Below are 12,452 nucleotides of genomic sequence, written 5' to 3'. Positions count from 1 at the left end.
ACGTCACCGTCACGTCACCCGCAGCTCCAGGATCCGGTCGTCCCCGTCCTTGGGGTCGCCCCGGCCGTCCGTGTTGCTGGTCACGAGCCACAGCCGGTCGCCGCCCGCCGGGACCACCGTGCGCAGCCGGCCGTACTCGCCCTCCAGGAAGGCCTGCGGCTGGGCCGAGGCCTCCGTGCCGTTCAGCGGGATCCGCCAGAGCCGCTTGCCGCGCAGACCCGCCATCCAGATCGAGCCCTCGGCGTAGGCGATGCCGCTGGGGGAGGCCTCCGCGGTCGTCCACTGGTCGACCGGGTTGTGGAACCCCGAGTCGTCGGACCTGCCCTCGGCCTCGGGCCAGCCGTAGTTGTCGCCGGGCTTGATCGCGTTGAGCTCGTCCCAGGTGTCCTGGCCGAACTCCGAGGCGAACAGCCGCTGCTTGGCGTCCCAGGCGAGGCCCTGCACATTGCGGTGGCCGTACGAGTACACCGGCGAGTCCGGGAAGGGGTTGCCCGGCGCCGGCTCGCCCTCCGGGGTCAGCCGCAGGATCTTGCCGCCCACGGAGTCCTTGTCCTGGGACAGGCCGGTGTCGCCGCTCTCGCCCGTGCCGACGTACAGCATCTTGTCCGGGCCGAACTCGATCCGCCCGCCGTTGTGGACGAAGCCCTTGGGGATGCCCCGGAAGACCGTGTCCGGCGCGGCGAGCTGCTCGCCGGCGGGCTTCTTGTCGTCGTAGATCATGCGGACGATGCGGTTGTCGCCGTCCGAGGTGAAGTACGCGTAGAGCATGCGGTCCGAGGCGAACTCGGGGGACAGGGCGATGCCGAGGAGGCCGCCCTCGCCGGCCGCGGACACCCCGGGCACCTCGCCCACCTCGGTCTTCCGGCCGGTCTTGTCGTCGACCCGGACGATCGTGCCGTCGTCCCGCGAGGAGACGAGCAGGCCGCCGCCCGGCAGGGGAGCGAGGCCCCAGGGGGAGTCCAGTCCCTCGGCGACGGTGCGCACCACCTTCACCGAGCCCTTGGCGGGCGGTGTCTCCTCGGCGCCCTGCCCTGGCGGCGCGGACGATCCCGGTGCGCTACGGCTCGGGGAGGCGCTGCCGTCGGCGCGGGAGGTCCCCCCGTCGTCGGAGGAGCAGCCGGCGGTCAGCAGGAGCGCTGCGGCGGCCAACACGGCCGGGACGGCTCGACGTCGCACGATCATGGTCCCTTCGACGCGGCGGGGTTCTCCCTGTCATACACCGCCCGCGCCTCCCAGGTTCCCGATCACGAAACGTCGAACCGTGAACGACGGGTTTGCCCCTTACGCCCTCGGGCCGAGGGGCTCAGTCCCGCAACCCCTGAACCCGGGGCTCAGTCCCACGACCCCTGGGCCGGGGGCAGCTCCGCGACCTCCCGGAGGTCCTCGGGGCCGAGCCGCAGCGCCGCCGCGGACGCGTTCTCCGTGACCCAGCGCTCCTGCTTCGTGCCCGGGACCGGGACCACGTGCCGCCCCTGGCCGAGGACCCAGGCGAGGGCGACCTGGGCGGGCGTGACACCCGGGCCGTGCCTCCGGGCCACCCGGCGCAGGCCCGCGACGATCGGCTGGTTCGCGGCCATCATCTCGGCCGTGAAGCGGGGGTGCCGGGCGCGCAGGTCGTCCGCCTCGAAGCCGGCGCCGGGCCGCAGCCGGCCGGTCAGGAAGCCGTTGCCCAGCGGCATCGCGGCCAGGAAGCCGACGCCCCGGGTCTCGCACCACGGCAGCAGCGTCTCCAGCGCCTCCGGCGACCACACCGACAGCTCCGCCTGCACCGCGCTCACCGGGAAGACCTGCTGCACCCGCTCCAGCTGCCGCACCGTCGCGTCGTGCAGCCGGGCCCCGCCCCGGCGGGAGGACCGCGCGCCCACCGCGCACAGCCCCAACGCCCGCACCTTCCCGGCCTGCACGAGCTCCGCCATCGCGCCCCAGGTCTCCTCGACGGGCACCTCGGGGTCGGCCCGGTGCAACTGGTAGAGGTCGATGACGTCCGTCTGCAGACGCCGCAGCGAGGCGTCGCAGGCCCGTTTCACGTATCCGGGGCGGCCGTTGGCGACGATGTGCTGGTCGCCCACGAGGAGCCCCACCTTCGTCGACACGAACGCGTCGGACCGCCGCTCCTTCAACGCCCGCCCCACCAGCAGTTCGTTGGTGAAGGGGCCGTACATGTCGGCGGTGTCCAGCAGGGAGGAACCCAGGTCGAGCGCCCGGTGCACCGCCCTGAGCGACTCGTCGCCACGCTGCCGCGACGCGCTGTAGGCCCAGCTCATCGGCATGCACCCCAGTCCGACGGCCCCCACCGCGAGTGCCGCCGCGCCGATCGTCCTGCGCTCCACCTGGTCGTGACCCTCCCTGTTCCGGCCACCCCAACCTAACCTCTGCCGTGGCGCGCTCCTGACATAGCCTCCAGAGCATGACTGCTGACGTGTGGCTGCCCATCCCGCCGGACGAGATCGACGGACTCCCCGAGGGGCCGGAGTACCGCTTCTGGAACGGCGAGGAGACCTTCCCGGCGGACCCGGCCGACTGCGCCTTCTACGTCGTCCCCTACATGAAGCCCAGCCCGCTGTGCGTACGTCCCCTGCCCCGGATGAGCCACCTGGAGGTCGTGCAGACCCTCTCCGCCGGGATCGACCACGTCGAGCCGGGCCTGGGGCACCTGCGCCGGGGGGTGCGGCTGTGCAACGCGCGCGGTGTGCACGAGGCCAGCACCGCAGAGCTCACCCTCACGCTGATCCTGGCCTCGCTGCGCGGCGTCCCCGACTTCGTCCGCGCCCAGGAACGGGGGGAGTGGCTCGGCGGGTTCCGCCCCGCGCTCGCCGACAAGAACGTCCTCATCGTCGGCTACGGATCGATCGGCGCGGCCATCGAGGACCGGCTCGTTCCATTCGAGGTGGCGCGGGTGGCGCGCGTCGCGCGCTCCGAGCGCACCACGGCGCGCGGGCCGGTGCATCCGCTCACCGAACTCCCCGCCCTGCTCCCGGAAGCGGACGTCGTCATCCTCTCCACCCCGCTCACCGAAGCGACCCGTGGCCTGGCCGGAGCCGACTTCCTGTCCCGGATGAAGGACGGCGCGCTCCTGGTCAACGTGGCCCGCGGCCCCGTCGTCGACACCAAGGCCCTGCTCGCCGAAGTGGAGAGCCGCCGCATCACCGCCGCCCTCGACGTCACCGATCCCGAGCCCCTCCCGCGCGAACACCCCCTGTGGCGTGCGCCGGGGGTACTCATCAGCCCGCACGTCGGCGGACCCACCTCCGCGTTCCTCCCGCGCGCCAAGCGGCTCCTGGTGGACCAGTTGAACCGTTATGTGAACCGGGAGCCGCTGCGGAACGTGATCCTTACGACGGGTGCACCAACCGACTGATCCGACCTCGGGTACCGTCCGCAATCCTTCGGGTGCGGTGGGTACTCATATATCTGTTGATCGTCACGGAGAGTAGAGAACCTATGTCCCTGAGTGACGAGACTGGTGTATCGTCCCGACAGGGGATGCGCCGTGGACCGTTCGGCGCCGGGGATCGACACTTCGGACTGTGAGGGGGGCGACAGGCGATGCACGGCCTTTGGACGAGCGATCCGACGGGGCGGGGCTGCCGGCGGCGACCCTGGCGGACGGCCGCGGGCAGACGCGGTCACCACGCCGATCACGGCGGCCACCACACCCAGCACAGGGACCACCACACCGACCACAGCCATCACCACCGCAGGCCGGGCAGCCGCAGGAGGCACGCCCAGCCGGTGCACAGGGGCCCGCGGGACCCCGGGGCGACACGGACCGGGAGGGTCCGGTGAGCGCGCCCCCGACCCCCACGCTGGACGGAGCGCTGCGGGCACAGCCTTCGTCCCCGGGAGCGCCGCTGCCCCGCACGCCGGTCGCCGGCCACCGGCCCGGCCTGGCCCTCCAGCTCGTCCTCGCCCTGGTCTGCGCGGGATACGCCGTCGGTTCCGCGCTCGGCTGGGGTTCGCGCGAACTGGCCCTGATCATGGGCGACTTCGGGCTGAGCGCCGCGGCCGCCACCGCCGCCGTCTCGTGCTTCCTCTACGCCCGCAGCCCCCGCACCCGCTTCCGGTCCGCCTGGCTGCTGTTCGGCCTCTCCTCGGCCATGGCGTCCCTGGGCAACCTGGTCTGGGGGTGGTACGAGGTGGTCCTGGGACTGCCCGTGCCCAGCCCCAGCTACGCCGACCTGTTCTTCCTGTGCTTCGCGCCGCCCGCCATCGTGGGGCTGCTCGTGCTCGCCAAGCGGCCGGTGTCCAAGGCCGGCTGGGTCTGCCTGGGGCTCGACGCCTGGCTGATCGGCGGCTCGCTGCTCACCCTCGCGTGGAGCCTCGCCCTCGCCCAGGCAGCCAAGTCCGAAGGGCCCGGCGTCGCGCACACCGCGCTGTCGCTGGCCTACCCCCTGCTGGACATCGCGCTGGTCAGCATGGTGCTCGCGCTGCACTTCCGGCGCTCTGCGGTGAACCGCTCGGCGGTCAACACCGCCATCGGCGCGCTCGCGCTGACCGTGATGTGCGACGCCCTGTTCACCTCACCGCTGATGCACCACGACTACCGCTCCGGCCAGCTGCTCGACGCGGGCTGGTTCGCCGGCTCGCTGCTCCTGGCGTACGCCCCGTGGGCCGCGCCCCGCACCCCGGACGGCGACCGGCACGGCCCGGACCGGCACGGTACGCCGGGGCACACGCGCGTGGTGCACGAGCACGTGCCGGGGCAGCGCAGCGGACCCCACCACCCACCGTCCCTGCCCGGAGGCGAGCACAGCCGCTACCCGGCCGCCCGGCCCATCGCCGGCTCCCTCGCCGCCCTCACGCCGTATCTCGCGGCCGCCGTGTGCACCCTGGGGATCCTCTACAACGTCCTCAACGGCCGCAGCGTCGACCGCGTGGTCCTGCTGACCGGGGGCACGGTCGTGCTCGCGCTCGTGGTGCGCCAGGGCATCATGCTGCTCGACAACATCACCCTCACCCAGGAGCTGGCCCAGAAGGAGAACCACTTCCGCTCCCTGGTGCAGGGCTCCAGCGACGTCATCATGATCGCCGCCCCCAGCGGCATCCTGAGGTACGTCTCCCCGGCCGCCGCCGGCGTCTACGGCCGCCCGGCCGAGGACCTGGTGGGCACGGAACTGGCCGGTCTCATCCACCCGGAGGACCTGGGCTGCGTCGTGCACGAGGTGCGTCGTTTCCTGGCCGCCAACCCGGTCGAGGAGCCCACCACCCGCATCGAGTGCCGCTTCCGCTCGGGCGACGGAGGCTGGCTGAACGTCGAGTCGACCGTCAACCGCCACCACGGCGGCCTCATCTTCAACAGCAGGGACGTGACCGAACGCGTGCGGCTCCAGGCCCAGCTGCAGCACAACGCCGAGCACGACCCGCTCACGGACCTGCCCAACCGCGCCCTGTTCACCAAGCGGGTCCAGCACGCGTTGTCGGGCCGTCGCGCCTCCGACCGGGGCCTGGCCCTGCGGAACACGGCGGTCCTCTTCATCGACCTCGACGGCTTCAAGGCCGTCAACGACACCATCGGGCACCAGGCCGGGGACGAGCTGCTCGTCCAGGCCGCCCGCAGACTGCAGGAGTCCGTCCGCCAGGGCGACACCGCCGCCCGGCTGGGGGGCGACGAGTTCGCCGCCCTGATCGTCGGGGACAACACCCGCGACCGCGAGGCCCGGGAGCGGCACATCGTGGAGCTCGCCGACCGCCTCAGGACGACGCTGTCCCAGCCCTACCTCATCGACGGCAACGATGTCCGGGTCAACGCCTCCATCGGCGTCGCCTTCGCCGAGTCCGGCCTCGGCGCGGGCGAGTTGCTGCGCAACGCCGACCTGGCGATGTACCGGGCCAAGGCCGGCGGCAAGGGGCGCGTCGAGCTGTACAAGCCGCAGATGCAGCAGGACGTCGTCCGCAAGGCCGAGCTGGCCACCCGGCTGCGCGCCGCGCTGCACGACGGCGAGTTCGCCCTGCTGCACCAGCCCGTGGTGTGCCTGGAGGACGGCCGGATCACATCGGTGTCCGCGCAGGCGCGCTGGCGCTCCTCGCAGGGGGTGCTCTTCACCCCGGCGGAGTTCCTGCGCGTGGCCGAGGACCACGACAAGACCGCCGAGCTGGGCCGGTGGATGATCGAGGAGGCCGTCGAACAGGCGGCGGAGCGGCACGCGACCGGGCTGACCGCGCCGGTCGTCGTCCGGATGAGCGCGCGCCGGCTGCTGGACAAGTCCATGCCGCTCGGCTCGGTCGAGGCGCTGCTCACCCGGCACGGGCTGCCCTCCGGTTCGCTGGTCATCGAGCTGTCCGACGCCGACCCGAGGGTCTCCCTGGACGAGCTGGAGCGGCGCCTCGGGGCCCTGCGGCGGGTCGGCGTACGGATCGCGCTCGACGGGTTCGGCAGCGGCTGCGCCGCGATCACGGCCCTCAGGCGCCTCCCCGTCGACGTCCTGAAGCTGGACCGCGGTCTGGTCGAGGGCGTCGTGGAGTCCGCGCGCCTGCACAAGATCACCAGTGGGCTGCTGCGCATCGCCGGCGACCTCGGGCTGCAGTCCGTGGCCGAAGGGGTGGACCTGCCCGAGCAGGTCGTCGCCCTGCGCGCGATGGGCTGCACCCACGGGCACGGCATGGCGTTCTCCGGGCCGCTCGACGAGTACCGGCTGCGCCGGGCGCTCGCCGCCGGTCACTATCCGGTGCCGAACGGAGCGGCCGAGCCGGCGTTCGCGGGCGGTGCCCCGCGGGTGTACAGCTCGGGCGTCTCCGCCGTCATCGGAGGCGGCACAGCTCTACGCTCACATAATGAGACTCCCGTCCCACCCACTTGACAGTGAGTGCGTGCCGGGGGGAGGGTCTGTGCCATGCGCACCCGAATTCTCGTACTTGGAAAGCGCGTCGGCTGACGCTGAGCCTCGACCGCTCAGCGACCCCACCCGGCGCGCTCCCCTCGCTTGCCTTATGGCACGAGGGGTTTTTTGTTGCACAGGCGCCCTCCGTGCAGCAGCCGAAGACCGTACAAACCTCGCAAAAACCCTCAGCATCTGAGAAGAGAATGCCGATGACCGAGCAGGCCACCGGGGCCCATCACCCGCAGCCCCGGCCCCGATCCGGAGGACAGCACTCCGCCCCCGAGCAGGTGACGGGCGCACAGTCCCTCATCCGCTCCCTCGAGGAGGTCGGCGCCGACACGGTATTCGGCATTCCCGGCGGTGCGATCCTCCCGGCCTACGACCCGCTGATGGACTCCACCAGGGTGCGCCACGTCCTGGTCCGCCACGAGCAGGGCGCCGGTCACGCCGCCACCGGCTACGCGCAGGCCACCGGCAAGGTCGGCGTCTGCATGGCCACCTCGGGCCCCGGCGCCACCAACCTGGTCACCCCGATCGCCGACGCGCACATGGACTCCGTGCCGCTGGTCGCGATCACCGGCCAGGTGGCGTCCAAGGCGATCGGCACGGACGCCTTCCAGGAGGCGGACATCGTCGGCATCACCATGCCGATCACCAAGCACAACTTCCTCGTCACCAAGGCCGAGGACATCCCGCGGATCATCGCCCAGGCGTTCCACATCGCCTCCACCGGCCGCCCCGGCCCGGTCCTGGTCGACATCGCCAAGGACGCCCTCCAGGCGAAGACGACCTTCTCCTGGCCGCCCACCATGGACCTGCCCGGCTACCGCCCGGTGACCAAGCCGCACGCCAAGCAGATCCGCGAGGCCGCCAAGCTGATCACCCAGGCCCGCCGGCCCGTCCTGTACGTCGGCGGCGGCGTGCTCAAGGCCCGGGCCACCGCCGAGCTGAAGGTCCTCGCCGAGCTGACCGGCGCGCCCGTCACCACCACCCTGATGGCGCTCGGCGCGTTCCCCGACAACCACCCGCAGCACCTGGGCATGCCCGGCATGCACGGCTCGGTGGCCGCCGTCACCGGCCTGCAGAAGGCCGACCTGATCGTCGCCCTCGGCGCCCGCTTCGACGACCGCGTCACCGGCAAGCTGGACAGCTTCGCGCCCTTCGCCAAGATCGTCCACGCGGACATCGACCCGGCCGAGATCGGCAAGAACCGCGCCGCCGACGTGCCGATCGTCGGGGACGCCCGCGAGGTCATCGCCGACCTGATCCAGGCCGTGCAGAAGGAGCACAGCGAGGGCCACCAGGGCGACTACAGCATGTGGTGGAACGACCTGAACCGCTGGCGCGAGACCTACCCGCTCGGCTACGACCAGCCCGACGACGGCTCGCTCTCCCCGCAGGCGGTCATCGAGCGCATCGGACAGCTCGCGCCCGAGGGCACGATCTTCGCGGCGGGCGTCGGCCAGCACCAGATGTGGGCCGCCCACTTCATCGAGTACGACAAGCCCGGCACCTGGCTGAACTCCGGCGGCGCCGGAACCATGGGCTACGCCGTCCCGGCCGCCATGGGCGCCAAGGCCGGCGCCCCCGAGCGGGCCGTCTGGGCCATCGACGGCGACGGCTGCTTCCAGATGACCAACCAGGAGCTCACCACCTGCGCCCTGAACAACATCCCGATCAAGGTCGCCGTCATCAACAACGGCGCCCTCGGGATGGTCCGCCAGTGGCAGACCCTCTTCTACAACCAGCGGTACTCCAACACCGTCCTGCACTCCGGCCCGGACGACGTGAACCCCGAGGCCCGCGGCACCCGCGTCCCCGACTTCGTGAAGCTGTCGGAGGCCATGGGCTGCTACGCCATCCGCTGCGAGTCCCCGGACGACCTCGACAAGGTGATCGAAGAGGCGAACTCCATCAACGACCGCCCCGTCGTGGTCGACTTCATCGTCCACGAGGACGCGATGGTCTGGCCGATGGTCGCCGCCGGCACCTCCAACGACGAGATCATGGCCGCCCGGGACGTCCGCCCCGACTTCGGCGACAACGAAGACGACTGAGAGCCCCCAGGACTTTCAAGCAGAGGAAGCAGACCATGTCCAAGCACACGCTCTCCGTCCTGGTGGAGAACACGCCCGGCATCCTCGCCCGGATCGCCGCCCTGTTCTCCCGCCGCGGCTTCAACATCGACTCGCTCGCGGTGGGCGTCACCGAGCACCCCGACATCTCCCGCATCACCATCGTCGTGGGCGTGGAGGACCTGCCGCTGGAGCAGGTCACCAAGCAGCTCAACAAGCTCGTCAACGTGCTGAAGATCGTCGAGCTGGAGCCGTCGCAGGCGGTGCAGCGCGAACTCGTTCTGGTGAAGGTGCGCGCCGACAACGAGACGCGCTCCCAGATCGTCGAGATCGTCCAGCTGTTCCGCGCCAAGACCGTCGACGTCTCCCCGGAGGCCGTCACCATCGAGGCCACCGGATCCGGCGAGAAGCTGTCCGCGATGCTGAAGATGCTGGAGCCCTACGGCATCAAGGAGCTCGTCCAGTCCGGCACGATCGCGATCGGCCGCGGCGCCCGTTCCATCACGGACCGGTCGCTGCGCGCCCTGGACCGGTCGGCGTAAGACGGAAGAAGGGCGGTCGGCGCGTCGTCGGCCGCCCGTATTCCGAGACCCCCAGACTTCCCTTCCGCCCCCCGTCATACGGTGGGACGCAACACCTGCACTCCCGAGGAGAGAACCCAAAGTGGCCGAGCTGTTCTACGACGCCGACGCCGACCTGTCCATCATCCAGGGCCGCAAGGTCGCGGTCATCGGGTACGGCAGCCAGGGCCACGCCCACGCGCTGTCGCTCCGTGACTCGGGTGTCGACGTCCGCGTCGGTCTGCACGAGGGCTCCAAGTCCAAGGCCAAGGCCGAGGAGCAGGGCCTGCGCGTGGTGAGCCCGTCGGAGGCCGCCGCCGAGGCCGACGTCATCATGATCCTCGTCCCGGACCCCATCCAGGCCCAGGTCTACGAGGAGCACATCGCCCCCAACCTGAAGGACGGCGACGCGCTGTTCTTCGGCCACGGCCTGAACATCCGGTACGGCTTCATCAAGCCCCCGGCCGGCGTGGACGTCTGCATGGTCGCCCCGAAGGGCCCGGGCCACCTGGTCCGCCGCCAGTACGAGGAGGGCCGCGGCGTTCCCTGCATCGCCGCCGTCGAGCAGGACGCCACGGGCAACGGCTTCGCGCTGGCCCTGTCGTACGCGAAGGGCATCGGCGGCACCCGCGCCGGCGTCATCAAGACGACCTTCACCGAGGAGACCGAGACCGACCTGTTCGGTGAGCAGGCCGTCCTCTGCGGTGGTACGGCCGCGCTGGTCAAGGCGGGCTTCGAGACGCTGACCGAGGCCGGCTACCAGCCGGAGATCGCGTACTTCGAGTGCCTGCACGAGCTGAAGCTGATCGTCGACCTCATGTACGAGGGCGGCCTGGAGAAGATGCGCTGGTCGATCTCCGAGACCGCCGAGTGGGGCGACTACGTCACCGGCCCGCGCATCATCACGGACGCCACCAAGGCCGAGATGAAGAAGGTCCTCGCCGAGATCCAGGACGGTTCCTTCGCGCAGCAGTGGATGGACGAGTACCACGGCGGTCTGAAGAAGTACAACGAGTACAAGAAGCAGGACTCCGAGCACCTCCTGGAGACCACCGGCAAGGAGCTGCGCAAGCTCATGAGCTGGGTCAACGAGGAGGCGTGAGCCCCCGGGCCCGGCCGCGGCAGCGACGCCGCGGCCGGGCCCTTTCTCGTCCGGGTGATCCTTCCGCAGAGGCGTAAGACGCCCCTCGTCGCACCACTACACTGCTGCATATATACGCGTCAGGCCCACAGCGTCGTGCGTCTTCCACGCGGCAAGCACCCCTCCACCGCCTGCGGCCGTCGGGACGGCCGTCCGCAGCACTGGACTTGTGAGGACTCACGTGAGCTCGAAACCCGTCGTACTCATCGCTGAAGAGCTGTCGCCCGCCACCGTCGACGCGCTGGGCCCGGACTTCGAGATCCGGCACTGCAACGGCGCGGACCGCGCCGAGCTGCTCCCCGCCATCGCCGAGGTGGACGCGATCCTGATCCGCTCGGCCACCAAGGTCGACGCCGAGGCGATCGCCGCCGCGAACAAGCTCAAGGTCGTCGCACGAGCCGGCGTCGGCCTGGACAACGTGGACGTCTCCGCCGCCACCAAGGCCGGCGTGATGGTCGTCAACGCCCCCACCTCGAACATCGTGACCGCCGCCGAGCTGGCCTGCGGTCTGCTCCTCGCCACGGCCCGCAACATCCCGCAGGCCAACGCCGCGCTGAAGAACGGCGAGTGGAAGCGCAGCAAGTACACGGGTGTCGAGCTGGCCGAGAAGACCCTCGGCGTCGTCGGCCTCGGCCGCATCGGCGCGCTCGTCGCGCAGCGCATGTCCGCCTTCGGCATGAAGGTCGTCGCCTACGACCCGTACGTGCAGCCCGCCCGGGCCGCGCAGATGGGCGTCAAGGTGCTGTCGCTGGACGAGCTGCTGGAGGTCTCCGACTTCATCACCGTCCACCTCCCGAAGACCCCCGAGACCCTCGGTCTGATCGGCGACGAGGCGCTGCGCAAGGTCAAGCCCAGCGTGCGCATCGTCAACGCCGCGCGCGGCGGGATCGTCGACGAGGAGGCGCTGTACTCGGCGCTGAAGGAGGGCCGGGTCGCCGGTGCCGGCCTCGACGTCTACGCGAAGGAGCCCTGCACGGACTCCCCGCTGTTCGAGTTCGACCAGGTCGTCGCCACCCCGCACCTCGGTGCCTCCACGGACGAGGCGCAGGAGAAGGCCGGTATCGCCGTCGCCCGCTCGGTGCGCCTCGCCCTGGCCGGCGAGCTGGTGCCGGACGCGGTGAACGTGCAGGGCGGTGTCATCGCCGAGGACGTCAAGCCGGGTCTGCCGCTGGCCGAGCGCCTGGGCCGGATCTTCACCGCGCTCGCCGGTGAGGTCGCGGTCCGCCTCGACGTCGAGGTCTACGGCGAGATCACCCAGCACGACGTGAAGGTGCTGGAGCTCTCCGCCCTCAAGGGTGTCTTCGAGGACGTCGTCGACGAGACGGTGTCGTACGTGAACGCCCCGCTGTTCGCCCAGGAGCGCGGTGTCGAGGTGCGCCTGACCACCAGCTCCGAGGCGAGCGAGCACCGCAACGTCGTCACCGTGCGCGGCACCCTCGCCGACGGCGAGGAGGTGTCGGTCTCCGGCACGCTGGCCGGCCCCAAGCACCTCCAGAAGATCGTGGCGGTCGGGGACTACGACGTGGACCTCGCGCTCGCCGACCACATGGTGGTGCTGCGGTACGAGGACCGGCCGGGTGTCGTGGGCACGGTCGGCCGCATCCTCGGCGAGGCGGGCATCAACATCGCCGGCATGCAGGTGTCCCGTGCGGTCGCCGGCGGCGAGGCGCTGGCCGTGCTGACCGTCGACGACACGGTGACCTCCACGGTGCTGGCCGAGGTGGCCGCCGAGATCGGTGCGACGTCGGCTCGTTCGGTGAACCTGGTGTGACCTTCCCGGGGGCTCGGCCCCCGGGCACCCGTTCGCCCTGAACGGGCTCGTCCTCAAGCGCCGGACGGGCTGACCGCCGGGGCGCGC

At 71.3% G+C, this 12,452-nt stretch carries 8 protein-coding genes; 6 read left to right on the top strand and 2 right to left on the bottom strand.

Features of this window, described 5'->3' with window-relative positions; all coding sequences use genetic code 11:
* Nucleotides 1-9 precede the first annotated feature (9 nt).
* Together ABZ948_RS28980 and ABZ948_RS28975 are read right to left on the bottom strand one after the other, a co-directional pair.
* The gene (locus ABZ948_RS28980; protein WP_359764350.1) at nucleotides 10-1,182 is read right to left on the bottom strand and encodes a PQQ-dependent sugar dehydrogenase; all 1,173 of its coding nucleotides are present in this window, start codon (nucleotides 1,180-1,182) and stop codon (nucleotides 10-12) included.
* A gap of 149 nt (nucleotides 1,183-1,331) precedes the next feature.
* Nucleotides 1,332-2,330 carry an aldo/keto reductase gene (locus ABZ948_RS28975; RefSeq protein WP_359764348.1) on the bottom strand — a complete coding sequence of 333 codons (999 nt, stop codon included), beginning with the start codon at nucleotides 2,328-2,330 and terminating at the stop codon, nucleotides 1,332-1,334.
* Nucleotides 2,331-2,407: 77 nt separating this feature from the next.
* Here ABZ948_RS28975 and ABZ948_RS28970 point away from each other — a divergent pair, with 77 nt between their 5' ends.
* The 6 genes from ABZ948_RS28970 (at nucleotide 2,408) to serA (ending at nucleotide 12,365) form a co-directional block, all read left to right on the top strand.
* Complete coding sequence (locus ABZ948_RS28970) at nucleotides 2,408-3,358, top strand: 2-hydroxyacid dehydrogenase (protein ID WP_359764346.1); 951 nt, start codon at nucleotides 2,408-2,410, stop codon at nucleotides 3,356-3,358.
* Between the two features lie 424 nt (nucleotides 3,359-3,782).
* The gene (locus ABZ948_RS28965) at nucleotides 3,783-6,797 is read left to right on the top strand and encodes a putative bifunctional diguanylate cyclase/phosphodiesterase (RefSeq protein ID WP_359764344.1); all 3,015 of its coding nucleotides are present in this window, start codon (nucleotides 3,783-3,785) and stop codon (nucleotides 6,795-6,797) included.
* 230 nt (nucleotides 6,798-7,027) lie between these two features.
* On the top strand, nucleotides 7,028-8,875 hold the full coding sequence (locus ABZ948_RS28960) for an acetolactate synthase large subunit (protein WP_359764343.1): 1,848 nt from the start codon (nucleotides 7,028-7,030) through the stop codon (nucleotides 8,873-8,875).
* Between the two features lie 35 nt (nucleotides 8,876-8,910).
* A complete protein-coding gene (ilvN, locus tag ABZ948_RS28955) occupies nucleotides 8,911-9,435 on the top strand; it encodes an acetolactate synthase small subunit (RefSeq protein ID WP_010048631.1) in 525 nt (174 codons plus the stop codon).
* A gap of 121 nt (nucleotides 9,436-9,556) precedes the next feature.
* The gene (gene ilvC, locus ABZ948_RS28950; protein WP_359764341.1) at nucleotides 9,557-10,555 is read left to right on the top strand and encodes a ketol-acid reductoisomerase; all 999 of its coding nucleotides are present in this window, start codon (nucleotides 9,557-9,559) and stop codon (nucleotides 10,553-10,555) included.
* 220 nt (nucleotides 10,556-10,775) lie between these two features.
* On the top strand, nucleotides 10,776-12,365 hold the full coding sequence (gene serA / locus ABZ948_RS28945) for a phosphoglycerate dehydrogenase (RefSeq protein WP_359764339.1): 1,590 nt from the start codon (nucleotides 10,776-10,778) through the stop codon (nucleotides 12,363-12,365).
* Nucleotides 12,366-12,452: the final 87 nt, after the last annotated feature.

Origin of the sequence: Streptomyces olindensis, assembly GCF_040645895.1 — a bacterium.
Classification (GTDB): Bacteria; Actinomycetota; Actinomycetes; order Streptomycetales; family Streptomycetaceae; genus Streptomyces; species Streptomyces olindensis.
This window is presented reverse-complemented; position numbering and strand designations above follow the sequence as displayed.